Origin of the sequence: Streptomyces noursei ATCC 11455 (assembly GCF_001704275.1) — a bacterium.
Classification (GTDB): Bacteria; Actinomycetota; Actinomycetes; order Streptomycetales; family Streptomycetaceae; genus Streptomyces; species Streptomyces noursei.
Genome location: NZ_CP011533.1, coordinates 1,382,247 through 1,408,824, shown reverse-complemented (window position 1 = coordinate 1,408,824; position 26,578 = coordinate 1,382,247). Strand labels below are relative to the sequence as shown.

26 protein-coding genes and 1 pseudogene are annotated in these 26,578 nt (G+C 73.0%); 17 read left to right on the top strand and 10 right to left on the bottom strand.

Annotated features, from left to right (window positions below):
- Window positions 1–33 precede the first annotated feature (33 nt).
- From SNOUR_RS05840 to SNOUR_RS05805, 8 genes are all read left to right on the top strand, one after another.
- Window positions 34–1,047 carry an alpha/beta hydrolase gene (locus SNOUR_RS05840; protein ID WP_067344434.1) on the top strand — a complete coding sequence of 338 codons (1,014 nt, stop codon included), beginning with the start codon at window positions 34–36 and terminating at the stop codon, window positions 1,045–1,047.
- Window positions 1,048–1,749: 702 nt separating this feature from the next.
- Window positions 1,750–2,964 carry a sensor histidine kinase gene (locus tag SNOUR_RS05835; RefSeq protein WP_067344432.1) on the top strand — a complete coding sequence of 405 codons (1,215 nt, stop codon included), beginning with the start codon at window positions 1,750–1,752 and terminating at the stop codon, window positions 2,962–2,964.
- On the top strand, window positions 2,961–3,374 hold the full coding sequence (locus tag SNOUR_RS05830; RefSeq protein ID WP_039630144.1) for a roadblock/LC7 domain-containing protein: 414 nt from the start codon (window positions 2,961–2,963) through the stop codon (window positions 3,372–3,374). The genes SNOUR_RS05835 and SNOUR_RS05830 overlap by 4 nt, the downstream gene beginning before the upstream one ends.
- Window positions 3,371–3,751 carry a DUF742 domain-containing protein gene (locus SNOUR_RS05825; protein WP_039630141.1) on the top strand — a complete coding sequence of 127 codons (381 nt, stop codon included), beginning with the start codon at window positions 3,371–3,373 and terminating at the stop codon, window positions 3,749–3,751. Before SNOUR_RS05830 ends, SNOUR_RS05825 begins: the two co-directional genes overlap by 4 nt.
- The gene (locus SNOUR_RS05820) at window positions 3,726–4,316 is read left to right on the top strand and encodes a GTP-binding protein (protein ID WP_067344430.1); all 591 of its coding nucleotides are present in this window, start codon (window positions 3,726–3,728) and stop codon (window positions 4,314–4,316) included. The genes SNOUR_RS05825 and SNOUR_RS05820 overlap by 26 nt, the downstream gene beginning before the upstream one ends.
- Before the next feature lie 10 nt (window positions 4,317–4,326).
- Entirely contained in the window at window positions 4,327–5,691 is a 1,365-nt protein-coding gene (locus SNOUR_RS05815; RefSeq protein ID WP_067344429.1) for a cytochrome P450, read from the top strand.
- Between the two features lie 222 nt (window positions 5,692–5,913).
- Window positions 5,914–7,053 carry a cytochrome P450 gene (locus SNOUR_RS05810; RefSeq protein WP_312632065.1) on the top strand — a complete coding sequence of 380 codons (1,140 nt, stop codon included), beginning with the start codon at window positions 5,914–5,916 and terminating at the stop codon, window positions 7,051–7,053.
- 49 nt (window positions 7,054–7,102) lie between these two features.
- Window positions 7,103–7,867, top strand: a complete 765-nt coding sequence (locus SNOUR_RS05805; protein WP_067344425.1) for an enoyl-CoA hydratase/isomerase family protein — start codon at window positions 7,103–7,105, stop codon at window positions 7,865–7,867.
- A 73-nt stretch (window positions 7,868–7,940) separates the two neighbouring features.
- Here the strand turns inward: SNOUR_RS05805 and SNOUR_RS05800 are convergent, their stop codons facing one another.
- A complete protein-coding gene (locus SNOUR_RS05800) occupies window positions 7,941–8,519 on the bottom strand; it encodes a gamma carbonic anhydrase family protein (protein WP_067344423.1) in 579 nt (192 codons plus the stop codon).
- Window positions 8,520–8,663: 144 nt separating this feature from the next.
- On the opposite strand from SNOUR_RS05800, the gene SNOUR_RS05795 reads away from it, so the two are divergent.
- Complete coding sequence (locus SNOUR_RS05795; protein WP_067357739.1) at window positions 8,664–9,437, top strand: acyltransferase; 774 nt, start codon at window positions 8,664–8,666, stop codon at window positions 9,435–9,437.
- Window positions 9,438–9,531: 94 nt separating this feature from the next.
- Here the strand turns inward: SNOUR_RS05795 and SNOUR_RS05790 are convergent, their stop codons facing one another.
- Window positions 9,532–10,401: a DMT family transporter gene (locus SNOUR_RS05790; protein WP_067344421.1), complete on the bottom strand. Its 870-nt coding sequence runs from the start codon at window positions 10,399–10,401 to the stop codon at window positions 9,532–9,534.
- A 119-nt stretch (window positions 10,402–10,520) separates the two neighbouring features.
- On the opposite strand from SNOUR_RS05790, the gene SNOUR_RS05785 reads away from it, so the two are divergent.
- Entirely contained in the window at window positions 10,521–11,093 is a 573-nt protein-coding gene (locus SNOUR_RS05785) for a helix-turn-helix domain-containing protein (protein WP_039630127.1), read from the top strand.
- Window positions 11,094–11,144: 51 nt separating this feature from the next.
- Here SNOUR_RS05785 and SNOUR_RS05780 read toward each other — a convergent pair whose 3' ends face one another.
- From SNOUR_RS05780 to SNOUR_RS05770, 3 genes are all read right to left on the bottom strand, one after another.
- Window positions 11,145–11,654, bottom strand: coding sequence for a GNAT family N-acetyltransferase (locus SNOUR_RS05780; protein ID WP_067344416.1), 510 nt, complete (start codon window positions 11,652–11,654; stop codon window positions 11,145–11,147).
- A gap of 49 nt (window positions 11,655–11,703) precedes the next feature.
- Window positions 11,704–12,111 (bottom strand): CoA-binding protein, encoded by a 408-nt coding sequence (locus SNOUR_RS05775; protein WP_067344410.1) that lies wholly within the window; start codon window positions 12,109–12,111, stop codon window positions 11,704–11,706.
- Between the two features lie 147 nt (window positions 12,112–12,258).
- Window positions 12,259–13,038 carry a type VII secretion system-associated protein gene (locus SNOUR_RS05770; protein WP_067344409.1) on the bottom strand — a complete coding sequence of 260 codons (780 nt, stop codon included), beginning with the start codon at window positions 13,036–13,038 and terminating at the stop codon, window positions 12,259–12,261.
- Window positions 13,039–13,287: 249 nt separating this feature from the next.
- Here SNOUR_RS05770 and SNOUR_RS05765 point away from each other — a divergent pair, with 249 nt between their 5' ends.
- Together SNOUR_RS05765 and SNOUR_RS05760 are read left to right on the top strand one after the other, a co-directional pair.
- Window positions 13,288–13,914: a YigZ family protein gene (locus tag SNOUR_RS05765; RefSeq protein ID WP_067344408.1), complete on the top strand. Its 627-nt coding sequence runs from the start codon at window positions 13,288–13,290 to the stop codon at window positions 13,912–13,914.
- A gap of 147 nt (window positions 13,915–14,061) precedes the next feature.
- Window positions 14,062–15,540 carry an APC family permease gene (locus SNOUR_RS05760; protein ID WP_067344407.1) on the top strand — a complete coding sequence of 493 codons (1,479 nt, stop codon included), beginning with the start codon at window positions 14,062–14,064 and terminating at the stop codon, window positions 15,538–15,540.
- A 34-nt stretch (window positions 15,541–15,574) separates the two neighbouring features.
- On the opposite strand, the gene SNOUR_RS05755 is transcribed toward SNOUR_RS05760, so the two are convergent.
- Both SNOUR_RS05755 and SNOUR_RS05750 read right to left on the bottom strand, forming a co-directional pair.
- The gene (locus tag SNOUR_RS05755) at window positions 15,575–17,980 is read right to left on the bottom strand and encodes a glycoside hydrolase family 65 protein (protein ID WP_067344406.1); all 2,406 of its coding nucleotides are present in this window, start codon (window positions 17,978–17,980) and stop codon (window positions 15,575–15,577) included.
- The gene (locus SNOUR_RS05750; RefSeq protein ID WP_067344405.1) at window positions 17,977–18,741 is read right to left on the bottom strand and encodes an HAD family hydrolase; all 765 of its coding nucleotides are present in this window, start codon (window positions 18,739–18,741) and stop codon (window positions 17,977–17,979) included. Before SNOUR_RS05750 ends, SNOUR_RS05755 begins: the two co-directional genes overlap by 4 nt.
- Before the next feature lie 188 nt (window positions 18,742–18,929).
- Here SNOUR_RS05750 and SNOUR_RS05745 point away from each other — a divergent pair, with 188 nt between their 5' ends.
- On the top strand, window positions 18,930–19,796 hold the full coding sequence (locus SNOUR_RS05745) for a universal stress protein (protein WP_099055657.1): 867 nt from the start codon (window positions 18,930–18,932) through the stop codon (window positions 19,794–19,796).
- A gap of 30 nt (window positions 19,797–19,826) precedes the next feature.
- Here the strand turns inward: SNOUR_RS05745 and SNOUR_RS05740 are convergent, their stop codons facing one another.
- The 3 genes from SNOUR_RS05740 to SNOUR_RS05730 all read right to left on the bottom strand — a co-directional run bounded on the left by SNOUR_RS05740 (window position 19,827) and on the right by SNOUR_RS05730 (window position 22,556).
- Entirely contained in the window at window positions 19,827–21,188 is a 1,362-nt protein-coding gene (locus SNOUR_RS05740; protein WP_067344402.1) for a nicotinate phosphoribosyltransferase, read from the bottom strand.
- 76 nt (window positions 21,189–21,264) lie between these two features.
- Window positions 21,265–21,564 carry a DUF1876 domain-containing protein gene (locus tag SNOUR_RS05735; RefSeq protein ID WP_039630109.1) on the bottom strand — a complete coding sequence of 100 codons (300 nt, stop codon included), beginning with the start codon at window positions 21,562–21,564 and terminating at the stop codon, window positions 21,265–21,267.
- Between the two features lie 122 nt (window positions 21,565–21,686).
- Window positions 21,687–22,556, bottom strand: a complete 870-nt coding sequence (locus SNOUR_RS05730; protein WP_067344399.1) for a universal stress protein — start codon at window positions 22,554–22,556, stop codon at window positions 21,687–21,689.
- Window positions 22,557–22,602: 46 nt separating this feature from the next.
- Here SNOUR_RS05730 and SNOUR_RS05725 point away from each other — a divergent pair.
- The 4 genes and pseudogenes from SNOUR_RS05725 to SNOUR_RS05710 all read left to right on the top strand — a co-directional run bounded on the left by SNOUR_RS05725 (window position 22,603) and on the right by SNOUR_RS05710 (window position 26,575).
- Window positions 22,603–23,326, top strand: a pseudogene (locus SNOUR_RS05725) (TetR/AcrR family transcriptional regulator).
- A gap of 210 nt (window positions 23,327–23,536) precedes the next feature.
- Window positions 23,537–24,697, top strand: coding sequence for an NAD(P)/FAD-dependent oxidoreductase (locus SNOUR_RS05720; protein WP_099055656.1), 1,161 nt, complete (start codon window positions 23,537–23,539; stop codon window positions 24,695–24,697).
- A gap of 71 nt (window positions 24,698–24,768) precedes the next feature.
- Window positions 24,769–25,089 carry a (2Fe-2S)-binding protein gene (locus SNOUR_RS05715; RefSeq protein ID WP_312632064.1) on the top strand — a complete coding sequence of 107 codons (321 nt, stop codon included), beginning with the start codon at window positions 24,769–24,771 and terminating at the stop codon, window positions 25,087–25,089.
- Window positions 25,070–26,575: an FAD/NAD(P)-dependent oxidoreductase gene (locus SNOUR_RS05710; protein ID WP_067344392.1), complete on the top strand. Its 1,506-nt coding sequence runs from the start codon at window positions 25,070–25,072 to the stop codon at window positions 26,573–26,575. The genes SNOUR_RS05715 and SNOUR_RS05710 overlap by 20 nt, the downstream gene beginning before the upstream one ends.
- Window positions 26,576–26,578: the final 3 nt, after the last annotated feature.

The window sequence follows — 26,578 nt, the reverse complement described above, 5'->3', positions numbered from 1 at the left end:
GGCCGGCCCCAAGTGCCTGAGGAGATCGTTCCGATGAAGTCCCTGCGCGTCCGAGCTGCGGTGAGTGTGGTGGCCCTGGGGCTGCTGGCCGGATGCGGCGGGCCGGGGCAGGACGTCGTGGACGCGTCGAACGTGCCCCGGCTGCGGGCCCGTACCGCGGACGCGCTCAACGGTCGGCCGCAGGTGGTGATGCCCCGGGGCCCCCGCTCGGTGTTCACCACGTACCGCGCGACCGGGGAAGACGGCACCAAGGTGGTGCACACCAAGTGGCACGGGCGGGTGTCCGGCTACACCGGGGACATCTGGGCCTGGGTGCCGCCGCAGTACAACCAGGCCAAGTACGCCCGGAGCGGCTTCCCGGTGCTGATCGCGCTCCCCGGTGCCTGGGGGTATCCGTCCAACTACTGGACGGATGCGCCGTTCGCGCTGGAGGAGCGGCTGTCGGAGTGGGCGAAGGAGGGCAAGACGCTGCCCTTCATCCTGGTGATGCCGGTGCTCAATCCCCGCAAGACGTACTACGACGGCAGCGACATCCCGGGGCAGCCGAAGATGGGGAGCTGGCTGACGCGGGACGTGCCGGAGTTCGCCCGGACCAACTTCCGTACGTATGCGACGCGGGACGGCTGGGCCTTCATGGGCTCCTCGTCGGGCGGGTTCGCGGCGCTGAAGGCGGTGCTCAAGGAGCCGCAGCGGTTCAAGGCGGCGATCGTCAACGGTCCCGACACCGCTCCGGACTCGCCGTTGTGGAAGGGGCACCCGGCCGAGAAGCTGGCGAACGACCCGCGGCATCTGGCGCGGCAGTTGGCGGCGCGCGGCGGGCCGCAGGTCTACCTGGCCTTCGAGCTCGGGAGCAAGGAGGCCGCGGTGCCCGATGTGAAGCGGTTCATCAGCGGTTACACCGACGGGGTCCGCGGGCCGATCCACTCCACGCTCTTCGAAATACCGGATGGTGTGCACAGCGGTCACACCTACATCAAGCGGATGCCCGAGTCGCTGCACTGGATCAGCGAGCAGATGCAGGGGCCGGTGGCGGCGCCGTCGGTCTGACGGTCCGTCGGCCGCGGTGCGCGGCGGGCCCGTTGGTGGGCGACGAGACCGGTGTCGTGCCGTGGTCCGGGGGCGCCGATCGCTCTCGGACCGTTGACGCCGCCGTTGACGCCGTGCGGGACGCGATGTGTTGACGGCGGACGTGGCCTGCGCGCGGACGCGCCGCCGTGCGTCGCTCCCCGATGGGGCGCCGGCCCGCGGGTGACGGTGCGGGGTGCGGGCGCGGCGACAAGATCGTATGCGTCCACGGTGTCCCGCATCAGCGATCCGGCCTGCGGTTTCGTGGTGCGTTGCGGTCGTCGCCGCGCGGTGGCGAAGTGCTAGCGGGTCGTCAGGAAGCGACCCAACCGGTTGCGCTCGGGAGCGGCGCCGGGAGCCAATGGCCCCAAAGGGAACCTTTGTTGAATCTCCGTCAGGTGTCAGAAGGTTACGGATCACTGTTGGACTACCGTCGATGGCGTGATGCTAAGATCATCGCACTTGCCAACCGGGTAGTCACCTGCTATGGCAAAAGTGAATTCCGCGTATCAGCCTGAGAAAAACGCCACCCCGGGGAGAGCTATGCCATTATCCGGGCCTTCAGAGGCTTTCTGGCAGGCGACTGTGCGCGGCCGTTCGTCGAGTGTCTGGGGCCGCGTTTGAATATCCACACGGCAGCCGGGCACACGGCACCTGGTGGCTTCGTCATCCGAAGAGAGACCTATGACGCAATATCTCCAGGACCCAGCGCTTTGGGCATTGGTCGCTGGTACCCCTGTCGCCGCTACCGCGATTATTCGTGGCCGAAAAAAGATATCGGAGCTGAGAAAAGAAAAGCTTGATCTGAAGCAGCACTACGCTCAGCTGGAAGAGCACTACGCGGAGGCCGTGGAGGAGGCCAAGGATCGCGCCGAAGAGGCCACCAAGAACACTCTGAAGGCCGCCATGCGGACCCTCCAGGGTCTGGCGAGCGAGCAGCAGCTGACGATCTCCAAGCTTCAGGAGACATACGGCGAGCATAGGATTCTCCAGGATCTGCTCGATATCGACCACATGAACTCGCAGTTCGCGCGGCGCGCTCAGTCGATCGCCGTGCTCTGTGACGGTTGGCTCGGTCGACGCCGTAATGACGCCTCGCTCTACGACGTAGTCCGCAGTGCAAAGGGACGTATTCGTCACTTCACCCGCGTCGAGATCCGCTCGCAGAGCAATTTCGCCATCGTGAGCCGCGCCGTCGAACCGGTGGCGCTGGTCCTCGCTGAATTGCTGGACAACGCCACCAGCTATTCCGCACCGGAAACGGTGATCGAAATCAACATCCGCCCGGTACCCAAGGGCGTGTGCATCGTCGTCGACGACGCCGGTGTCGGCATGAACGAGGAGGAAAAGGCTCGGGCCGGCCAGCTGCTTTCCGGCGGCAATGCGGCCAGCGTTTCCAGCCTCGGCAACCCGCCGCAGTTCGGTTTCACCGTCATCGGTGTGCTCGCCGCCCGCTACGGCTTCACGGTCTCGGTCGACTCCACCTCGCCGTACGGCGGTGTGCGCGCGGTCGTCCTGCTCCCCGACGAGTTGCTCACGTCCCTGCACGAACCCGAGGAGGCTCCTGCCGTGGCTGCCGCGTCCACCCCGTTGCCGCCCGAGAATCCTCCTGGTCAGCAGGGTGCCCCGCTCCCGGGGCGGCACCGCGCGCCGGCACCGCCGCCGAGCTTCGGCGACTCGGCAGCGGACACTCCGGCGGCGTCCGAGACGACTGCCGGCGGACTGCCGAAGCGCCGTCGCCGCGGCGCGATTTCGATCGTGCCGCCGGCGGCCGAGAGCACCCCCACTCCGGCTCGCGACAGCGCCCGGACCGCGTCCGCCATGGGCGCGTTCCAGCGCGGTACGCAATCGGGCCGTCGTTCCACCCAAGCAAGCAGTGAAGGGCATGAGGTTCCGTGAACTACGATCTGTCGTGGATGCTTGACAGTGCGCTGGAATTGCCTGAAGCACAGCATGCGATCCTCGTCTCCGCCGACGGCCTGCTGATGGCCCGTTCGAAGGAGGTCGGCCGGGACCACGCCGATACCGTGGCCGCCGCGATGAGTGGCATGCAGTCGCTGAGCCGAACGGTCGCTGATTTCTGCAACAGCACCGGTCCCGCGGTACGCCCGCAGTGGCGGCAGACGCTGGTGGAATTCGACCACGGCTGGGTCTTCCTCATCTCGGCCGGTGAGGGTGCCTATCTCGCGGTGTCGGCGTCGCCCGACGTCGACATGGGGGAGATCTCGTTCCGGATGCAGCAACTGGTCGGCCAGCTCGGCAAGGCACTGACCAGTCCTCCGCGTGAGAGGGCCGATATCCAACCATGACGACCGATGACGAGCCGGAGCTGGTACACGAGGCAGCGGAATTAGTACGGCCGTACGTCATCACCAACGGCCGGGACCTTGTCGACGACAGCGCCTTCTCGCTGCTGACACTGGTCACCGTCGCTCAGGAACCACCCCGGACCAAGCCGCTCGACCCGGAGAAGCAGCGCCTGTTGGAGCTGTGTGCCGGGGGTTTTCTGTCGATCGCCGAGATAGCCGGGCACACCGGGCTTCCGGTGGGCGTCGTCAAAATTCTGGTGTCCGATCTCACGGAGGAGGGCCATCTCTATGTGCGCGCGCCCATCCCCAGCGCTCAGCTTGTCGAACGGCAAATCCTGGAGGAGGTGCTGAATGGGCTCCAGGCTCGCTTTGGATGACGGGGTGTACCTGCGGAACTCGGTGCAGACCGCGGCCAAGATCCTCGTCGTCGGGCACTTCGCGGTGGGCAAGACCACGTTCATCGGAACCCTGTCGGAGATCCCGCCGCTGCGCACCGAAGAGGTCATGACGCAGGCCAGCGCGGGCATCGACGACCTGAGGGCGGTGCCGGAGAAGACCACGACGACCGTCGCGATGGACTTCGGCCGGCTGACGCTGAGTGAACGACTGGTCCTGTACCTGTTCGGAACTCCCGGTCAGCAGCGTTTCGTTCAGGTGTGGGAGGACATGACGCGCGGGGCGCTCGGGGCGCTGATCCTGGTCGACCCGCAGCGACTTGAGGAGTCCTTCCCTGTCATGGACCTGGTGGAACACTACGGCATCCCGTATGCGATCGCGGTGAACCGTTTCGACGGGACTCCGGAGCATTCGTTCGACGAGATCCGGGAGGCGCTCGATCTGCTCCCGGAGACGCCGGTCGTCCATTGCGATGCGCGTGACCAGAAATCGTCGGCGGATTCTCTGATCACGCTGGTCCGCTATCTCCAGTCCCGCCTCAACTAGGAGTGCATTGATGCAATCTCAACCGGAATTCCAGACTCCACCGCCAGGTTGCCCAGCGCATGCGGATGGCATGAGCACGTCCCTGCACGGCCCGGAATTCGCCGCCGCCCCGCACGCGGTCTACACACGGCTGCGACAGTACGGTTCGACCGCCCCGGTCGAACTGGCCCCCGGCGTCGAGGCGGAACTCGTCACGGACTACGCCACCGCGCTGCAGATCCTGCAGAACCCGGACACCTTCGCCCGTGACCCGCGCCGCTGGCGCGCGCTCAACGAGGGCCGGGTGCCCCTGGACAGCCGCGTGCTGCCGATGATGATGTACCGGCCGAACAGCATGTTCTCGGACGGGGCCACGCATCTGCGGCTGCGTCAGGTGGTCACGGACAGCCTCGCCAAGGTCGATATGCACCGGGTCGCCCGGCACGTCGACCGGGTCGCGGCGTACCTCGTCGACCAGTTCAGCATCCGCGGCAAGGCCGATCTCATCGGCGACTTCGCGCAGGTCGTGCCGCTGCTGGTCTTCAACGACCTGTTCGGTTGCCCCGCGGAGCTCGGCGACCGGCTGATCGTCGCGATCTCCAGCCTGTTCGACGGTATCGACGTGGAGCGGGCCAACGAGGAGATGGCCGGGGCGCTGTTCGAGCTGGTCGCGCTGAAGCGGGCGCTGCCGGACGAGGACATGACGTCCTGGATGATGCAGCACCCCGCCAAGCTGACGGACGAGGAGATGGTCCATCAGCTGGCGCTGCTCATCGGGGCGGGCACCGAACCGGTGCAGAACATCATCGGCAGCTCGCTGCTGCAGCTGCTGTCCGAGGAGCAGTTCGCCGACGGCCAGCACGGTGGGGGCGTGCTGGTCGAGGACGCCATCAACGAGGTGCTCTGGAACAGCCCGCCCATCGCCAACTACGCCGCGCACTACCCGACCCGCGACGTGGAGGTCTCCGGGAGCAGGCTGCCGGCCGGGTCGCCGGTGCTCATCAGCTTCGCGGCGGCCAACGCCGACCCGACCCTGTCGGCCAGCCGGCAGACCTTCAGCAAGCGGGCCCACCTCGCGTGGGGTGCCGGGCCGCACGCCTGCCCGGCCAAGGACCCCGCGCTGCTGATCTCCATCCGGGCGATCGAGAAGCTGCTGAACACCCTGCCCGACATCGAGTTGGGCGTTCCGCAGGAGACGCTGACCTGGCGGCCGGGTCCGTTCCACCGCGCGCTCAATGCACTGCCCGCCCGGTTCACCCCGATACGGGCGGACCGGCGTTCCTCCGCGGCCCATCCCGCACAGCAGGCCGCGCAGCCCGACGGGTCCGCTCAGGAGCAGGGCAAGCGCAGGAGGAACGGTTGGTGGAGTGGATTCCTGAACTGGTGGAAGGTGTGAGCTTTGCGACAGCGTAGATGTTCAATCCTCGCATAAACGTTCACGCGGAGGGGTATGCAGCGCTGGCGATTACTGTGTGATCTTCTGGAAAGGGAGTCGCCCGTGGAGCCCGCCCTGGCTACCACCTCCGTCGACCGACGCAGTGTGGTTGCGCTTTTCTCTCGACTGCGTTCGGCACGAGGGCAAGCGAATCCGTTGCCGTTCTACACGCAACTCCGGGCCATGGGAGAAATGGTTCCGGCGCCGTGGGGCGGGCACTTGGCGACCTCGTACCGGCTCTGCCACCAGGTGTTGCGGAGCCGGGACTGGCGCGTCCCGGACAGTGGCTGGCGGGCCGCTCAGGTCGATGCGGCACGGTGGCACGCGCCCGCTTCGCGGCAGATGGGTGCCACGATGCCGATGCTCAACCCGCCGCATCACACGCGGATGCGGCGGCCGTTGGGAAATGTCTTCGACCGCACCTCGCTGCAGCACATGCAGAAGTCGGTCGGAAAGAACGCGGACCGGCTGCTCGACAATTTCTTCGAGGAACTCCGCGGCGGTACCGCCGATTTCTGCGCGATGGTCGGCGACGAACTGCCGATTATCACCGTCGGTGAATGGCTGGGGCTGCCTTCCGCGGATTTCCCGCTGCTCCGTACGCTCACGCACGACCAGGTGCACACTCAGGAACTCTTTCCCTCGCCCAGTCAGCTCGCCATTTCCGATGCGGCCACCCGGAGTTTGCGTGAGTACTTCACCGGTCTGATACGAGAACGCCGAAAATCCGCGGGAGACGATCCGGTGTCGTCCTGGATCCGGATGTGGGACGAGTTCGAGGCCGACCAGGACGCCGCCGACGAGGTCGTCTACGCCCTGGCGCTCTTCATGGTCCTGGCGGCGCTGGAGACCACCTCGCACCTGCTGACGAGCCTGGCGTGGCTCCTCCTGGAGCACCCCCGGCAGCTGGACTGGTTGCGCGTCAACCCCGAGCACATACCGGGTGCGATCGACGAGACGCTGCGCTACGACGCCCCGATCCACATGATCAGCCGGATCGCCCCGGAGGACACCGAGCTCGCCGGAGTGCCCGTCCGCAGGGGCGAGATGGTGCAACTCATGGTGGGAGCCGCACACCACGACCCGGAGCAGTACGCCGCTCCCGAGGTCTTCGACATCCGGCGCAAGGCGCCGCACCTGAGCTTCGGCGGTGGCATCCACTACTGCCTCGGCAACGCGCTGGCCCGTATGGAGGCCGACTGCGTCCTCTCTTCGCTGCTGCGGCGCCTGCCCGGCCAGGGGCTGCGGGTCGCCGGCACCCCCACCTGGGCGCCGCGGGTGGCCTTCCGCCGACTGATGGAACTCCCGGTCGTCCGTGCCTGATCGAGGGCATCCCCCGCAGGCAGTGTGGCTCAACGAACAAGGAACAACCATGATGCACGACTTCAAGACCCTCCTCGTGACGCACGAGGGACCCGTGCTCCGGGTCAGACTCAACAGCCCCGAGACCGGCAACGCCGTCTCCGGGCTGATCCTCGACGAACTCCTCACCGTGCTCGGCGCGTTGGACGACGAGACCGACATACGGGTGCTGATCCTCTCCGGTGAGGGCGACGACTTCTGTCTGGGCGGCGACCGCAGCGAGTTCCCGGAACTGCTCGCGGAGGACAGCGGCGGTCTGGCGCTGCGCGCGCTCGGCAACAAGGCCCGCCGGGTGTGCGACGCGCTGGCGACCACCGACGTGGTGACCATCGCCCGCCTCCACGGCGGAGTGGTCGGAGCCGGCGTGGGCCTGGCGATCTTCTGCGACCTGCGGGCGGGCGCCGACACCTGCCGCTTCCGACTGCCGGAACTCGGCCTCGGAGTACCGCCGGCCTGGGGCGGCATCATGCCGCGGCTGCTGAACGAGGTGGGCGCCGCCAGGGTCCGCGAACTGATCCTCACCGCGAGCAACTTCGACGCCGCGACCGCCCGGGAACTCTCCATCCTGCACACCGTCGTCCCCGAGGACGAGCTGGACGCGGCCGTCGCCCGCTGGACCAGGCCGCTGGTCCGCCGGTCGCCCTCGGCGCTGCGCACCGCCAAGGTCATGATGAACGCCTACGGGAACGCCCACCGCCTCGCGGACGCCACGCTCTTCGACGCGGAGCTGCTCTCCTCCGCGCTGAGCCTCGGCCAGCAGGCCCGGCAGGGCTGAACCCCGCCCGAAACGGGGAGGTGGACCCGTCGGTGCGGCCCTGACCAGGCCGCACCTCGGACATCCGGGCCCGTCAGGCCGTCGACTTCCCGGCATCGGCATCGGCATCGGCACCGTCCGCGGCGACCGGGACCGCCGCGCGGTGGCGGGCGGCCAGCTCCAGGTACATCGCGGCGTTCAGCTTGATGGACTCCCGCTCCTCCGCGGTCAGTTCGCGCTTGACCTTGGCCGGCACGCCGGCTACCAGCGAGCCCGGCGGCACCCGCATCCCTTGCGGGACCAGCGCCTGGGCCGCGATCAGCGAACCCGCGCCGATGTGCGCCCCGTTCAGCACCGTGGCGCCCATGCCCACCAGCACGTCGTCCTCGACGGTGCAGCCGTGCAGCACGGCGTTGTGGCCGACCGAGACCCGCTCGCCGACCGTCACCGGGAAGCCCGGGTCCACGTGCACCGTGCAGTTGTCCTGGATGTTGCTGTCGGCGCCCAGGACGATGGGGCCGCAGTCGGCGCGCAGCACCGCGTGGTACCAGACGCCGGCGCCAGCGGCCAGGGTGACGTCGCCGACGACGACGGACGTGGGCGCGGTGTACGCCCCGGGGTCGATGCTCGGCGCCTCGCCGCCCACTGCCGCGATCACTGCCCGTTCTGCCATCTGCGCATCTCCTCGCCGGTTGAGTGCCGCGCCACCAGCACCGTAGACGAACCGGCCGCCGGGTGGACGGGGCGGCGACGGGTGGGGTGAAGATCACAGCCCGGCGCGCGGTCGGTGGCCGGGCGCGCTGAGTACGGTGTGCGGGTGCCGATAAACCAGAACGTGTTCTCGTCCCTGACGGCCTGGCGGCGCCGGGCGGTGTCCCGTGCCGTTCACCGCGGGGCGCGTTGGGTGCGGGAGACCGGGGCCGTCACGGCCGAGCGCCCCGGCCCGTACCGCTTCCGCCGGATCGGCACCGGCACCCGGCTGGCGTTCCCGCAGGGCACGATCTTCGGCGACCCGTGGATCGAGCTCGGCGCGTACTGCATCGTCGGCCAGGACGTCACGCTCACCGCGGGCATGATGCCCGATCTGGATCTGGGCGCGGACCCGATCCTGACGTTGGGCAACGGCGTGGTGTTGGGCCGCGGCAGCCATGTGATCGCGGACGTCCGGTTGACCATCGGCGACGACTGCTTCTTCGGCCCCGGCGTCTACGTCACCACCACCAACCACAGTTACGACGACCCCGAGACGCCGGTCGGCAAGCAGTGGCCGCGCAGCGAGCCGGTCGCCATCGGGCCGGGCGGCTGGATCGGCACCGGCGCGGTCATTCTCCCCGGGGCGCGGCTGGGGCGGAACGTGGTGGTCGCGGCCGGGTCGGTGGTCCGGGGCGAGGTCCCCGACCACGCGGTGGTGGCCGGGGCGCCCGCCAGGATCGTCCGCCGCTGGGAGCCGGGCGCGGGCTGGCAGCCGCCGCTGCGGACGCCGGCGCCGGTGCCGATCCCAGAGGGCGTCACACCGGAGCAACTCGTGGCGCTGGGGGAGTGGGAGAAGGCGGAGAGCCAGGGCCTGTCGTCACATCTCCGCCTGCCGTAGATCGCCTGGCGTCTGCCTCTCGTGGCGTCTTGTGGGGTCTTGCGGGGGGGGGCTCGTGGGGTTGATGTCCGTGCGGTTGTCCGGGTGTTCTTCGTCAGCCGTGGGTCGCCAGCAGGACCGAGCCGACCAGGGCGAGGGAGGCCCCGGCGGTCTGGACGGCGCGCATCCGTTCCTTGAGGACGCCGAGGGCGGCCAGGGTGGTGACGACCGGGTACAAGGAGGCCAGTACCGCCGCCATGGTGACCGGGCCGTGCTGGGCGGCTATGGCGTAGGTGCCGTTGGCGGCGACGTCGGCGATGCCGATGAAGGCGAGGGCGGGGAGCGCCCCGCGCAGGGCGGGCAGTCCGCCCTCGGGCAGTGCCGGGACGCCGCGCCGGACCGCGGCGAACAGGGCCGCGCCGCCGACCGCCACATTGCACACCCGCTGGACGAACAGGGCGAGGAAGAGCCCGGTCACGGTCGTGGACGCCTCGGCGATCAGTGCCATCACCGCGCCGAAGCCGAGCGCGGAGAACAGGGTGAGCGCGATCGTCCGTCGGGCCACGGACGTGCCGCCGAGTCGGGGCCCGCCGGCCAGCAGGACGCCGATCACCGCGACGACGATGCCCGCGGCCTGGAGGAGTCCCGGCCGTTCGCCCGCGACGATGCCGACGCCGAGCGGGACCAGGACGGTGCCGACCGAGCCGAGCGGGGAGACCACGCCCATCGGGCCGAGGGCGAGTGCGCGGTAGAAGCAGAGCATCGCGGCCGGGCCGACGACGCCGGCCCCGACGGCGAACCACAGTTGCGGACCGGCCTCCCGCCAGCCGCCGGTGGCCAGCACGATGCCGCCCAGCACCAGGGCGGCCAGCGTCTGCGAGACCACCACGACGGTCAGGGCGGGCAGGCGCCGGGTGAGCAATCCGCCGCCGAAGTCGGCGAGCCCCCAGAGGAAGCAGGTGGCCAGGGCGAAGGCCGCGGTCATGGAGAAACCTCGCAGTACAGTGAACCGGACGCTGAAGTACACCACACCGTAGTGCAATAAATTGAACCGCGGTAGCGAATATATTGACCTGCCGCCCCGACCACCGACTTGGACGGACCGTGACGGACCTCGACCAGCTCACGCAGGCGCTCGCCCGCAACCTCAAACGCTGGCGCACCGAGCGCGGCTACACCCTCGATGCGCTGGCGGCCCGCGCCGGAGTCAGCCGCGGCATGATCATCCAGATCGAGCAGGCCCGGACGAACCCGAGCGTGGGCACCACCGTGAAGATCGCCGACGCGCTCGGCGTCAGCATCACCACGCTCCTCGACTACGAACAGGGCCCGCAGGTGCGGATCGTGGCACCGGGTCAGGCGGTCCGGATGTGGTCCACGGAAGCCGGCAGCTACACCTCGCTCCTCGTGGGCGGCGAGGCACCCGGCCCGTTCGAGATGTGGGACTGGCGGCTGATGCCGGGCGACGAGAGCGCCTCCGACCCGCATCCGCCGGGCACCGTCGAGCTGTTGCACGTCCGGTCCGGCACCCTCACCCTGATCGTCGACGGCGCGACGCACGAGGTGCCCGCCGGGGCCTCGGCGACCTTCGAGGCCAAGGTCCCGCACGGTTACCGCAACGACGGCACGGAGCCGGTGGAGATGACCATGTCGGTGATCATCCAGGCGGCCCGCTGACGCCGCCCGGCCCGCTCGGGCGGTGGCGTCCGGCCGGGCGGCGCCGGCCGTTCAGCCCGTCACGGTGCCCGGCCTCCGGCGCAGGTCCAGGGAGAGCGGCGTGGCGTGCTCGGCGAAGCCCAGGCCGCGGTAGAGCGGAGCGGCGGCGTCCGTGGCGTGCAGATCGACCCGGCCGATGTCGTGCCGCGCGAACCACGCCAGCAGCGCCTCGGTCGTCGCCCGGGCGTAGCCCCGGCCCCGATACCGCGGATCCGTGCAGACGTTGAAGACGAAGCCGACCCGGCCCGTCGGATTGGCCGGGGACGGCAGCCGCTCGTCGATCCGGCCGAGCGCGCACGCCGCGAGATGCGGCGCGGCCGCCCCGGACCCGGCGGGCTCCCCGTCCAGCACGAAACCGATCAGCCGGGCCTGTGGGTCGACCAGCTGCCGGCGGGCCACGGCCTCCGCGTCCCGCTCCCAACTGCCGGGCTCGTCACGGCCGTTCATGGCCAGATACATCAGCCGACGCAGCCGGACCAGCTCGGCGGCGTCCTCCGGACGGGCGGCACGTGGCGTGATCATGTCGACATGCTAGGGCGTGTCCGATGGGGCAGGGCCGGCCACCCCGGGCTCAGCCCAAACGAGGTATCTCGATCGCCGGGCAGCGGTTCATCACCATGGCGAGGCCGGCGCCGCGGGTGCGGTGGGCGGCGTCGTCGTCGATGACGCCGAGCTGGAACCAGACGGCCTGGGCACCGACGGCGACGGCCTCGTCGGCGACGGCACCGGCGAGTTCGCTGCGCACGAAGACGTCCACCACGTCGATCGTGAAGGGGACGGCCTCCAGGGACGGGTACCCCACCTCCCCGTGCACGGTCTCGGCCTTGGGGTGCACCGGCACGATCCGCTTGCCGTAGCGCTGGAGGGTCTCGGCGACGCCGTAGGCGGCGCGCTGCTGGTTGGCGGACAGCCCCACCACCGCCCAGGTGTCGCCGAGCTCGGTGAGGATCCTGCGGATGGTCGCCTGGTCGGCGTGCATGGGCGTCTCCTGTCGTCCCTGGTCCCGGTCCGTCACAACGGGCGGCGGGCTCCGAACATTCCGGACGCGCCGCGATGCGTTCGGCCGGCGGACAGCGAGACGCCCCGCCCGAAGGGGAAGACGGGCGGGGCGGGTTCAGGGGGCGGGTCAGCCGGTGCCGCGGGCCAGGCCGGCGCCGACGACGTTGCCGGTCGTCGCGGAGCGGGCCGGCTTGCCGATCGCCCGGCCGCCGGTCACCGGCTCGGGTGCGCCGGCGCCGGTGCCCGGCCGCAGCGCGGTGGCGGGGGCGACCTCCCGGGTGTGCCGCCCGGCCTCGGCGCCGCCCGCGGCGGCCAGCGCCGCACGCAACTGGTCGGGCTCCACGACCATGCTCACCGGGCCGGACGGGTTGACGTAGAGGGTGTGGCCGGGCGGCAGTTGCTCGACGAGTTCGGCCGCCGGCCGCCGGTCGTAGCACAGCCGGCCGGCCGATTCCAGGTGCGCGACGGAGGTGTAGACGGGGACGACCGGGGCGCCCTCGGGGGACGCCGCGGCCAGGGGCGCGCCGGTCGCGGTGACCAGGAAGGAGAGCTCCGCCCGCGCCAGCTCCTCGTAGACCGCCTGCTCCGGGCCGTATCCGGTGGCGGACAGCTGCACCGCGCGGTCCACGGCGTCGGTGGGGTCCGCCCAGTCCAGCATCTGCGGCGACGGGCGGTACTCCGGGTTGTCCCGCCACTCCTCGATCTCGCCGTCCGGGCCGGACCGCCACTGCCCGACCACCGCCCACAGCGGTGGTGCGTCCTCACCGGACCAGGTCAGGTCCACCATGGCCAGCCAGTGGTCCGGTGCCTGGCGGGCCGCCTCGACGACCTCCGGGGGCGGCACCGGCATTTCCTCGCCGGTCACCGGAGCGCCGGCCGTCATCGCCGCCTGTGTGCTGTCGTCCATGAAGCCCTCCGCCGAGCCGCCGTTCCGTTCCCGCCGGGCCCCGTGGCTCCGTGAGGCGCCGGGTCCCGCTTGGGTCACAGTGCCCATGGGCGCGGCGGACGTCTCCCCGACGCACCGTGCGGACGGCCCGGATACGCCGCCCGGCGGTGCGCACTGCGCCCGTACGGCGGACACCGCAGCGCGGCGCGGGGCGCGGGGTGGCGGGACCGCCCCGTCCGGCGGCGGTGGAGAAGGTTCTAGGCTGGTCGGATGCAGGAGCAGTACCGGACGCTGGCCCGTGAGGGTGTCCACGAGATCGAGATCAACAAGTCCCGCTTCCTCTGTGCGCTCGCGCCGGTGGCGACGGAGGAGGAGGCCCAGGACTTCATCGCGCGCATCCGCAAGGAGCACCCGACCGCCCGGCACCACTGCTTCGCGTACGTCCTGGGGGCCGACGGCGGAGTGCAGAAGGCCAGTGACGACGGCGAACCAGGCGGTACGGCCGGGGTGCCGATGCTGCAGATGCTGGTGCGGCGGGAGATGCGCTATGTGGTCGCGGTGGTCACGCGGTACTTCGGCGGCATCAAACTGGGGGCGGGCGGTCTGATCCGCGCCTACGGGGGCGTGGTCGGCGAGGCGCTGGACGCGCTGGGCACGGTCACCCGGCAGCGGTTCCGACTGGTGACGGTCACCGTGGACCACCAGCGCGCGGGCCGACTGGAGAACGACCTGCGCACCACGGGGCGGGCGGTGCGCGAGGTGACCTACGGGGCCGAGGTCCACATCGAGGTGGGGCTCCCGGAGGCGGACCTGGGGGGCTTCCGGGCCTGGCTGGCGGACACCACGGCCGGTACGGCCCGGTTGGAGCTCGGCGGGGAGGCGTACGGGGAGGTGTAGGCGGCGGGTCGGCCGTCCGGTGGCAGACGCCGGGGTGCGACGGGTTCGGTCCGGACCGGTGCGTGGTGGTGGCCGGCGTGTCAGCCTGGGGTCCCGCGGAACGGGCCGCGGCCGGCGGGTGCGCCGGCGGGGGAAGGGGCTTGAGGCATGCCGGACCTGCTGGGGGAGAGGGCGGGTTTCGTCCGCCGGATCGGGTTGTTGCAGGCCATCGCGATCAACATGAGCCAGATGTGCGGCATCGGGCCGTTCGTGACCATTCCGTTGATGGTGACGGCGTTCGGCGGGCCGCAGGCGGTGATCGGGTTCGTGGCGGGTGCGGTGTTGGCGCTCGCCGATGGGCTGGTGTGGGCGGAGTTGGGGGCGTCGCTGCCGGGGGCGGGCGGCAGTTACGTGTATCTGCGGCAGGCGTTCCAGTACCGGACCGGGAAGTTGATGCCGTTTCTGTTCGTGTGGACGGCGATGCTGTTCATCCCGCTCGGGATGTCCACCGGCGTGATCGGTTTCGTGCAGTACCTGGGCTATCTGTGGCCGGGGATGAGCCAGGCGCAGGGGGACGTGGTCGGACTGGTCGTCACGGTCGGCATCGTGGTGCTGCTCTGGCGCCGGGTGGAGCGCATCGCCCGGCTCACCGTCGTGCTGTGGACGGTGATGATCGCCGCTGTCGGCCTGGTCGTCCTCGCGGCGTTCACCCACTTCAGCCTGGAGCGGGCCTTCACCTACCCGGCGCACGCGGTGGAACTGACGGCCAGTCACTTCTGGGTCGGGTTCGCCGGCGGACTCACCATCGGCATCTACGACTACCTCGGCTACAACACCACCGCCTACATGGGCGCCGAGATCAAGCGGCCGGGCCGCACCCTGCCGCGGGCCATCCTCTTCTCCATCCTCGGCATCATGGCGATCTACCTGCTGCTCCAGATCGGCACCCTCGGTGTCGTCGACTGGCGCGAGATGCTCGACCCGCACAGCACCGCCGGCTCCTCGGTCGCCTCCGCCGTCCTGGAACGCGCCTGGGGCCGGACCGCCGCCGAAGCCGTCACCGTGCTCATCCTCGTCACCGCTGTCACCTCCGTCATGACCGGGCTGCTGGGCGGCTCCCGGGTCCCCTACGACGCCGCCCGGGACCGGGTGTTCTTCCGCCCGTACGGCACGCTGCACCCCCGCCACCGCTTCCCCGTCCTGGGGCTGCTGACCATGGGCGGCATCATGGCGGCGGGCTTCCTCCTGGGCCGGCACACCGACCTGACGACCGTCATCCAGCTGCTCACCACGGTGATGGTGCTGGTGCAGTCGCTGGCCCAGATCGCGGCGGTCACCGTGCTGCGGCGCCGGCAGCCGGCGCTGCGCCGCCCCTACCGGATGTGGCTCTACCCGCTGCCGAGCCTGATCGCGTTGGTCGGCTGGCTGGTGATCTACGGCTACGCGGACCGCAACGCCCCCGGCCGGCACCCCGTCGAATGGTCGCTGGCCTGGGTCGCGGCGGGGCTGGTGGCGTTCCTGGGCTGGGCCCGCCACGAGCGGGAGTGGCCGTTCGGGCCGAAGCGGATCAGCGAGGAGTATCTGCGCCGGGCGGATCCGGCCGCGGCGGCGGCCGGGGCGGGAACTCCGCTGCCCCAGCCCGATTGACGCCACCGTCGAGCCGCGGTGGTCGACGGTCGGGTCAGTCGTCGGGGAGGTCGATGCGGCGGGTCGTTCCCGGGGCGACGGTGAACGGTCGGCCGCGCAGCCGGACCCGGACCGCGGCGTGCGCGGACTCCGGCACGGTGATCCGCACCCGATCGGTGCGGATCCGCAGGTCGATGTCCCGATGGCGGCGGTAGCGGATCCGCACGCCGAACTTGGAGAGCTGGGGGAGTGGCGCCGGATCCAGCCACAGGGCGCGCTCCCGGGTCTCCAGGCCGGTCATCCCGCGCTGCACGAAATCGAGGGTGCCGGCCATCGCGCCCAGGTGGATGCCCTCCGCGGTGGTGCCGCCCTGGACGTCCGCGATGTCGCCGGTGAGCGCCTCCGCGCAGTACGTCCAGGCGTCGTCCCGGCGCACCCGCGCCAGCACCCAGGCGTGGACCACGGCACTCAGCGTCGAGCCGTGGCAGGTGCGGTGCAGATAGTGGTCGACGGTCGCCCGCCAGACATCGTCGTCGAGGAGGTAGCCCAACTGGCCGAGCATGCCGGCCAGTTCGGAGGGCGAGAAGAGATAGCCCAGCATCAGCACGTCGGCCTGTTTGGACGCCTGGTAGCGGTTGACGGTGTCGCCCTCCGCCTCCAGGATCCGGTCCAGCCGCCGGATGTCGCCGTAGCGGGCGCGGTAGCCCGCCCAGTCGAGCTCGGCCAGCTGCCCGTAGCCCGCGAACTGGCTGATCACGCCCCGGTGGAACGGCACGTACAGCCGGTGTGCGAGGTCGTCCCAGTGCTGCCGCTCGTCGTGGGACAGCGCCAGCCGCTCGAACAGCGGCCGCCGGCGTCCCTCCGGCAGCGTCCGGCACAGGTCCAGCGCCCGGGTCAGCACCCAGGCCGCGGTGACGTTGGTGTAGGCGTTGTCGTCCAGGCCCGGCCGGTCGGCTTCCGGATAGCCGTCGTGGTACTCGTCCGGGCCGACCACCCCGCGGATGCGGTAGCGCTCCAGCGCCGGGTCCCAGTCCGCGCTCGCCGCCCAGAAGCGGGCGACCTCCAGCAGCATCTCCGCGCCCTTGGTGTGCAGGAACGCGGTGTCGCCGCTGGCCTGCCAGTACTGCCACACGTTGTAGGCGATCGCCGAGCCGACATGGTGCTGGAGGTGCGAATGGTCCGGCAGCCAGCGGCCCGAGCGCGGATTGAGGTGCAGCCGCTGGGTCTCCTCGCGGCCGTCGCTGCCGCTCTGCCACGGGTACATCGCGCCCGCCCGACCCGCCTCGCGCGCCGCCCGGCGGGCCGCCGGCAGCCGCCGGTGCCGGTAGTCCAGCAGTGCCCGGGACACCTCCGGGAAGTGCAGGTTCAAGAACGGCAGCACGAACAGTTCGTCCCAGAAGACGTGCCCCCGGTACGCCTCGCCGTGCAGGCCGCGCGCCGGCACCCCGACGTCGAGTCGCGCGGTGTGCGGGGAGAGGGTCTGCAGCACGTGGAAGACGTGCAGCCGCAGGATCCGGCCGGCCTCGCCCGGGACGTCCACCCGCACCTGCCGCCACAGGTGCTGCCAGGCGCGGTGGTGCGAGGCCAGCAGCCGGGGGACGGCCGGCGCGCGGCGGACCGCCTCCAGGGCGGCCGGGAGAGGCGCCGTGCGGGCCCGGTCCCGGGAGGTGTGCAACGCCACCGTCTTGTCGACGGTCGCCGGGGTACCCGGCCGGACCGGGACGGTGAGCACCCGCCGGGCCGTGCGGGCCGCGAGGGCGGTGCGGGCGGTGCCGCCGCGCGGCGCGGCGCGGATCCGGGCGGCCAGCGCGACGGTGATGCCGGAGGCGACGGTGCGGCAGCGCAGCCAGCACACGCCGTCGTCGGCGGAACCGGTCTCCCAGTCGGTGAGATGGGTGTCGGCCAGCTCGCGGTACCGGGCCACCCCGGTGTTGCGGACGTCGCCGTCCAGCCCCGCCTCGACCTCCACCTCCCCGGCCCAGCCCTCGGCGGTGAACACCGCGCGCTGGACGGCGAGATCGGGCTCGGCCATGTGCACCACACGGCGTTCGGTGACGGTCAGCCGCCGCCCGGCGCCGTCCTCGTAGGACGACCAGCGGGTCAGGGTGCCGCGGCGCAGGTCCAGCGTCCGGCGGTGGCCGGTGAGCTGCGGGTGGTCGGGCGAGAGCCAGGGGCCGGGGCCGGCGGCGTCCGCGGGGCGGATGCGGTAGCGCAGCGGCAGCCAGTCGGGCAGGTTGACCAGGTCCTCGTTCTCCACCCGGCGGCCGGCGACGGTGGACGTCAGCCGGTTGTAGACGCCGGCCGCGTAGGTGCCCGGGTAGTGCGCGGGGCCGCGCGGCGCCTCCGGGGCGGCGCCGCGGGTGGCGAACCGGCCGTTGCCCAGCGTGCACAGCGCCTCCCGCAGCCGCTCCTCCTCGGGGTCGTACCCCTCGTACGTCCAGGTCCAGGCCGGCGCCGTCATGGGGCCGTCCCGGGGGCCAGCAGATCGCCGGGGTCGGTGACCACCACGTCGGCGCCGTGGCGGCGCAGCGCGGCCGCGTGCCCCGGGGTGCCGCTCCGGTCGACGCCCACGACCAGGCCGAATCCGCCGCGCCGGCCGGCCTCGACCCCGGCGGTGGCGTCCTCCACCACGGCCGCCTCCCGGGGCGGGACGGCCAGCCGCCGGGCCGCCTCCGCGAACAGCGCCGGGTCCGGTTTGCCCGGCAGCCCCAGCCGCGCCGCCTCGTTGCCGTCCACCACCGCCCGGAACAGCCCGAGCAGTCCGGCCCGGGTCAGCAGCTCGGTGGCGTGCCGGGACGCGGACACCGCGGCACACGGGATCCCCTCCCCGCGCAGCGCGTGCACCAGCCGCACACTGCCCGGCCACACGGCGGCCCCCCGCTCCCGCAGCAGCGCCCGGAACACCTCGTCCTTACGGGCCGCGACCGCCGCCACGGTGCCGGTGCCCGGCGCGTCACCGGGGGAGCCGGGCGGCAGCGCCAGCCCCCGGGAGGCCAGGAACGCGGCGGCGCCGTCCAGCCTGGACCGGCCGTCCACGTGCCGGAGGTAGTCGTCGACCGGGTCGAACGGCCGCTGCCCGCCCGCGGCCGCCAGACAGGCGTCGAACGCCTCCTGCCAGGCCGCGGCGTGCATCCGGGCGGAGTCGGTGAGCACCCCGTCGGTGTCGAAGACCACGGCCCGCACCGGACGCAGACACGCGGCCAGTGGTGACGCGGCGGACATGACGGGTCCCTTCGGCGTTCCTTCATCGCACTCGCCCCTCCATGGCACCACGGCATCCGGTCCGGGGCCGCTCGGATGCGCCCGCGGGCCCTGGCGTGCCCCCGCTGCCGGGGCACACGATGGAAGTGGGCCACCCGGCGCCCGCCCCGGCACGGCCACGGCCCGAGCGATGGAAGGCGGTGGGGACCATGGAACTCCCCCTGGTCGTAGGCGTCGACGGATCGGACGCCGGGCTGCGCGCCCTGGACTGGGCGGTGGACGAGGCGGCGCTGCACGGACTGCCGCTGCGCCTGGTCTACGCGTCCCGGTGGGAGCGGTACGAGGGTGTGGCGCCGCAGGAGAGCGCCCCCGAGGAGCAGGCGATGGCCGACCGGGTCGTCGCCTCCGCCGCCGACCGCGCCGCCCGCCGCAACCCCGAGGTCGAGGTCACGGTCCAGGTCCTGGCGGACGACGCGGTCACCGCGCTGCTCCGCGAGGCCCCCTATGCCTCCGCGGTGGTCCTCGGCTCCAAGGGGCGCGGGGAGTTCGCCGATCTGCTGCTGGGTTCGGTGAGCCTGTCGGTGGCGGCCCGCGCCGGGAACCCGGTGGTGGTGGTCCGCGGCGACCGCGCCGGCCTGGAGAGCGGCCACGACCGGGTGCTGCTCGGCGTCGGCGACACCGCCAAGGGCTCCCCGGCCGTCCGGTTCGCCTTCCGGGAGGCCGAGGCCCGGGGCTGCGCCCTCGACGCGATCCGCGCCTGGCGCTGCCCCGCCTACGAGACCGCGGACCGCGACCGGCGCGCCGCGGGCCCCGAGCACCACTACGAGCAGCAGGCGTCGGCGCTGGTCGACGCGGCGGTGGCGGAGGAGGTCGAGGCGCACCCGACGGTGCACGTCCGCCGCACCACCGTCGAGGGCCCGGCGCACAAGGTGCTGGTCCGGCGGTCCGCCGCCGCGGACCTGCTGGTGCTGGGGGCCCGCCACCGGCACGGCCACTTCGGATTGCAGCTCGGCCGGGTCGGGCACGCCGCGCTGCACCACTCCGCCTGCCCCGTCGTGGTGGTCCCGCGCGGCTGACGCCCCAGCCCCACCCGCGCGCTCCGGTCGTCAGGCGAAGTGGTCGTACGGCGCCAGCACCGCCCGCTCGATCCGTCGCCGCACATGCCCGGCGAGGGTGGCCAGCGGCGTGGAGGTCGACGGCACGACCGGGACCGGCGACCGGATGGCCCGGGCCGGCGCCGGCAGCTCCGCGAGGTCCGCGGTCAGCCGGGCCCGGGCGTCCGCCAGCGGGGTCCGCGGCGCACAGCGCACCCCGTCGCGCATCAGCGTCTTCAGCAGTGCCACGCTGCCGGCCGGTGCCGGCTCCTCGGCCAGGCCGATCACATCGCGGCAGCCCGGGTGCCGGAAGACCTGTTTCCGGCCCGGCGCGGTGACCTTCTCCGACGACAGCTTCATCACCGGCCGCCCGTCGTAGGCGACGAGCTTGTACGCCGAGTCGAGAGACGGCGCGTCGGCGCTCACCCCGACCCGGGTGCCCACCGCGAACACGTCGATCGGCGCTCCGGCCCGTACCAGGTCGTCCACCGCGAACTCGTCCAGCCCGCCGCTGGCCACGATCCGCACCCCCGGCAGCTCCGCCCGGTCCAGCATCGCCCGGGCCCGGACCGCCAGCGCCCCCAGATCGCCGCTGTCCAGCCGGATCGCCGACCCCTCGGCGCGGCCCAGGGCGTGCAGCACCCGGGCCGCCGCTGCCACCCCGGAGTCGACGTCGTAGGTGTCCACCAGGAACGTCACGGGGCCCGGGTGGGCCCGCGCGAAGGCGGTGAAGGCGGCCTCCTCGTCCTCGAACACCTCGATGTAGGAGTGCGCCATGGTGCCCACCGCCGGCAGGCGTTCGGCGTGCGCCGCCGCCACGTTGCTGGTCCCCGCGAAGCCCGCCATCGCCGCCAGCCGGGCCGTGCGCAGGCCCGCCTCCACCCCGTGCGTCCGCCGCAGCGAGAAGTCCACCACCGGCCGGCCGCGGGCCGCCAGGACGCACCGCGTGCACTTGGCGGCGATGGCGGTCTGGTGGGTGAGCCGGTTCAGGACGAGGGTCTCGACCAGCTGGGCCTGCGGCAGCGGCGCGGTGATCTCCAGCAGCGGCTCACCGGCCAGCACCACCCGGCCCTCCGGCACCGCCCGGACCTCCCCGGCGAACCGCAGGCCCAGCAGCGGCGCCAGGTCCGTGGTGGGCCGGTGCAGCGCCTCGGCGAACACCTCGATGTCGTCCGGCCCGATCCGGAAGCGGGAGAGGTGGTCGAGCACCTCCTCCACCCCCGCGGCGACTAGGAACCCCCGGTCGGCGGGGAGTTCCCGGACGAAGCAGCTGAAGGTGGCCGGCCGGGTCAGGCCCTCGCGCAGATACGACAGGGCCATGGTCACTTCGTACAGGTCGGTCGTGGTCGGACCGACCGTCGTCGCATCCGGCATCACCGGCTCCTTCCCGGGCCGGGCCGCGCCGGCGGACCTGGGGCCGTGCGGCTCGGCTGTCGGCCCGCGGGCGGTCTCAGGCCAGCTCGTCCGCCCAGCCGTAGAGGGTGCGCCGCTCGTGTCCCGGCGGCGCGGCGCCGACGCCCGCCAGGTCGTGGTCGGCCAGCCGGATCAGCTGGCCGGCGAGGTCCTTCATCGCCCGCCCGGCCGCCAACTCGTCCCCGATCACCGGGACATCCGGATCCTCGGGATTGCATCGTGCCCGGCCGTGCCCGGTGAGCGACCGGGTCCCGGTGTCCAGCTCCACCCGCGCCCGCGTCGTCCCGTCCTCCTCCGTGACGATCAGCCGGACCGGCCACTGGGTGCTCTTCGCCATGGCTCACCTCCGCGGTGTCCTGCGGGGCCGCGCCGGACCGCGCCACGGGGCCGCCCGGCGCCCGACGCCCCTGCCACCATTGTTGGGAGAAACCGCCCGGGGCGCCTGTCCGTGCCGGTCGCTCACTCGTGCGGCACGATCGCGACCGGGCAGGGCGCATGGTGCACCGCGGCCTGGACCACGTGGCCGATCCTCGGGGCCGGGAAGCGCAGTTTGTGCCGGCGGCCGACGACCAGCAGCGCGGCGTCCGCGGCGTCCCGCAGCACCGCCCGGGTCGGGCTCTCCACCTCCACCCGGCCGTCCACCGCGACCTCGGGGAACTTCTCCTGCCACGGCCGCAGCGCGGCCAGCAGCTCCTGCCGGGCGTCCGTGGCCGCCTGCTGCGCGGCGACCGGCTCGACCCCGCCGCCCCGGTTGTAGGCGTACGACGGCAGGCGCCGGCCGTGCACCACGCGCAGCGGGACGCCCCGCCGGGCCGCGCTCTCGAACGCGAACGCCAGCAGTGCCTCGCAAGGCTCGTGCAGGCTCAGCCCGGCGGTGACCGGGGCGTCCGGGGCCGGCTCCGAGGCGCCCGGGCGGGCCCGGACCAGCACCGTGGGGGTGCGGGTGTGTGCCACCACCTGGAGGCCGATCTCGCCCATCGTGTATCGGGCCAGCGCGCCCAGGTCCCGCGAGCCCAGGACCAGCAGCGACGACTGGTCGGCCGCCTCCTCCAGGGCGGCCAGCGGGTCCTTGGCCACCAGGGCCTCGTCCACCGGGAGGTCCGGGTGGTGGTCCCGGACGGCGTCCCGGGCGTCCCCGACGATCCGGTGCGGCCAGTAGTTCTGGTCGTCCTCGGGGGCAGTCCCGGGCTCCGGCTCGGGTGCCAGCAGCACCCAGGCGTGCAGCAGCCGCAGCCGGGCCCGCCGCAGCTCCGCCTCGCGCGCCGCCCACAACACGGCGGCCGTCGCCTCGGGGGTCCCGTCGACGCCCACGGTGACCACGTCCTGCATGACCTCACCTCTCTCCGGTCCGCGCACCGCTGACGGGGACAGCGGCGTGCCGCCCTTCCAGTCTCCGTCGGACCGGCGGCCGGCACCGGACGGACGCCCGGGGCCGGGCGTTCCCGAGGGGAGCACACCGCCGGCGCGAGGTCGGCGAGCCAAGCCGATCACGGTCGACGCGGTGGTCGACGCGGCGCTCGACATCGTGGCGCGCGAGGGCTACGAGGCGCTGACCATGCGCCGGGTGGCGGCCGCCCTGGAGACCGGACCGGCGTCGCGGTACGCCCACGTCGTCAACAAGGACGACCTGGACGAGCTGCTCATCGGCCGCCTGTGCGCCGAGATCGACCTGCCCGAGCCGGACCCCGCCGCCTGGCGCGAGCAGATCACCGGCGTCTGTGTCCGGATGCGCGACCAGCACCTGCGCTACCCCGGCATCTCCCGGGCCGCGCTGGCCGCCGCCCCCACCAACGAGGACACGCCGCGCCTCGCCGAGGGCATGCTCGCCATCCTGCTCGCCGGAGGCGTCGCCCCGCAGGCCGCCGCGTGTCGGCGCCCTGGCGCTCTACGTCAACGCCTACACCCTTGAGTTCTCCCTGCGTGGCCGCTCCGGCGGCGAGTGGGGCGTCGGTCGGGACGAACTGCTGAGCCGGTTCTCCAACCTGCCCGACGCCTTCCCGCAGACCAAGCGCCATGCCGCCGAACTCACCGCCGGGACCGACCACGAACGCTTCGACTTCACCGTCGAGTTGGTGCTCGGCGGTCTCGCGCGCCGCTGAGGCCGGTCCGCGCGAGCGCGCCGGGGTCGGGGAAGTCCTCGCTCCGGTAGGGGAGTTCGGGACGGCGGGCGGGGTGGGGCCCGGGGCGCCGCCGTCGTTGGGTATGCGCCGGGTGCGTCCCGTCGGCGTGGGGCGGGGTCGGGGAAAGTGGCGGGGAGTCGGTGCGACGGGTCTCTTGGAAACCCGGGTGCAATGTGAAATATTACTGACGTGCCCATGAGGAACTCTTCGGATCTCATCGTCATCGGTGCGGGCGTGGTCGGAGCGGCCTGTGCCTACTACGCGGCCCGGCACGACCTGCGCGTCACCGTCCTCGACCGCGGCCCGGTCGCCGGCGGGACCACCGGCGCGGGCGAGGGCAACCTGCTGGTCTCCGACAAGGAGCCCGGCCCCGAACTCCAACTCGCCCTGCTTTCCCTCCGGTTGTGGCGCGAGCTGGCCGGGGAACTGCCCGCCCGGATCGAGTACGAGGCCAAGGGCGGACTCGTCGTCGCCCACGACGCGCAGGGCAGCGCCGCGCTGCGGGACTTCGCCGCCCGGCAGGCGGCGGCCGGCGTCGTGGCCGAGGACGTGCCGGGCGAGCGGCTCCGCGACCTGGAACCGCACCTCGCCCCCGGCCTCGCCGGCGGCGTCCACTACCCTCAGGACGCCCAGGTGCAGCCAGCCCTGGCCGCCGCCCACCTGCTGCGCGCCGCCGGCGACCGGGTGCGGCTGCGACTCGGCGAGGAGGTCACCGGGATCCTCACCGGCGCGCACGGCCGGGTGCGCGGGGTGCGGACGCGCGCCGGCGATCTGCTCGCGCCCCATGTCGTGAACGCCGCCGGGACCTGGGGCGGCGCACTGGCCCGGCTCGCCGGCGTCGCGCTGCCGGTCCGCCCCCGGCGCGGCTTCGTGCTGGTCACCGAGCCGCTCCCGCGCGTGGTGCGGCGCAAGGTGTACGCCGCCGACTACGTCGCCGACGTCGCCAGCGACGCGGCCGCCCTGCAGACCTCCGCGGTCGTCGAGGGCACCCCGGCCGGGCCCGTCCTGATCGGCGCGAGCCGCGAGCGGGTCGGCTTCGACCGCACCCTGTCGGTGACGGCGCTGCACCGCCTCGCCGCCCAGGCGGTACGGCTCTTCCCGGTCCTCGCGACCGTGCGGGCGCTGCGGACCTACGTCGGCTTCCGCCCCTATCTGCCCGACCACCTGCCCGCCATCGGACCCGACCCGCGCCGGCCGGGGCTGCTGCACGCCTGCGGCCACGAGGGGGCCGGCATCGGCCTCGCCCCGGCGACCGGCCGGATCGTCGCGGCCATCCTGACGGGCGATCAATCACCGCTCGACATCACGCCGTTCCGGCCGGAGCGGTTCGACGGGGGAGTAGAGAGATGACCGCCCCTCCGCCCCGTGGCCCGTCCGGCCCCACCGGCACCGCCCCGGCCTCCCGTGCAAGGAGTCGCATCTTGGCGCACGACCGCAACCCGGCCCGGCTCGTCGGCGCGGCGCCCGGCCCCGCGTTCGAGATCACCTTCGACGGGCGCCCGGTCCCCGCGCTCCCCGGCCAGTCCCTCGCCGCCGCGCTGTGGGCCGCGGGCATCCTCGCCTGGCGCACCACCCGCGTCGGCGGCCGGCCGCGCGGCGCGTTCTGCGGCATCGGGCACTGCTTCGACTGCCTTGCCACCGTCAACGGGACGGCCAACCGCCGGGCCTGTCTGGTCCCGGCACGCCCCGGTGACACCGTCACCACCCAGGAGGGGAACGGCCATGGCGAACTCGCCGTCTGAGGAGCCGGAGTACGACCTCGCGGTGATCGGGGCCGGCCCGGCGGGCGTGGCCGGAGCCGTCACCGCGGCCGAACTCGGCCTGGCCGTCGCCCTGTTGGACGCCGCGGAACGGCCCGGCGGGCAGTTCTACCGGCACCCGCACCCGGCCCTCGGCGCCGCCCGCCCCCAGGCCCTGCACCACGACTGGGGCACCTTCGTCGACCTGCGCCGCCGGCTGGCCGCCAGCGGACTGCGGCACCTCGCCGGACACCACGTCTGGACGGTCGTCCCCGCGGGCCCGGAGGGCCCCTGGGGCGTGCACGCCGTCACCGGGGCGGACGGCGGCGGGCCCCTGGTCCGGATCCGGGCCCGGGCGGTGCTGCTCGCCACCGGCGCGTACGAGCGGCAACTCCCCTTCCCCGGCTGGGCGTTGCCCGGGGTGGTGGGCGCCGGGGGAGCGCAGGCGATGCTGAAGTCCGGCCTGGTGCTGCCCGGGAACGGGACCTGCTCCGTCGGCGTGAGGTCGCGGGCCGGAGCAAGGGTGGTGGTGGCGGGCAGCGGCCCGCTGCTGCTGGCCGTCGCCACCACCCTCGCCGCGGCGGGGGCCCGTGTCCCGGCGGTGGTCGAGGCGTCCGACTACCTCGGCTACGCCCGCCGACCCGGCGCCCTCGCCGCCCAGCCGGGCAAGCTGGCGGAGGCGGCGGCGCACCGCGCGGCGCTGTGGCGGCACGGGGTGCGGCTGCGCACCCGCAGCGCGGTGACCGAGGTCCACGGCGCCGACCGGGTGGCGGCCGTCACCGTCTCCCGGCTCGATCGCGACTGGCGGCCCGTACGGGGGTCCGGCCGCCGGATCGCCTGCGACGCCCTGGCGGTCGGGCACGGCCTGGTGCCCCAGCTCGACCTCGCCCTCGCCCTGGGCTGCGCCACCCGGCGCACCCCGGACGGGGCGTCGGCCCTCGACCTGGACACGCACCAGCGGACCTCCGTCCCCGGCGTCTGGGCCGCCGGCGAGACGGGCGGCGTCGGCGGCGCGCAACTGGCATGTGTGGAAGGGGAGTTGGCGGGCCTCGCGATCGCCGCTCGGCTGCGCGGACGCCCCGCGCCCACCGCCATCAGGCGCGCCCGGTCGCTGCGCCGCCGCCGCGACCGGATGCGGGCCTTCGCGGACGTGATGGCCCGCACGCACGCCCCCGGCCCCGGCTGGAGCCGGTGGCTCGACGACGCGACGGAGGTCTGCCGGTGCGAGGAGGTGACCGCGGGCCGCGTCCGGGAGGCGGTCGCCGACCACGGCGCCCGGGACGCCCGCACCGTCAAACTCCTCACCCGCGCCGGCATGGGCTGGTGCCAGGGCCGGATGTGCGGCCCGGCCGTCGCCTGCCTGGCCGCGCAGGTGCCGGGGACCGGGCTGCCGCCGTCCCCGGAGCGCCGACCACTGGCCGTACCCGTCCCCCTGGGGGTGCTCGCCGCCCTCGACGAACCGCCCGGCCCGGGCGACGGTACCGGGTGACCG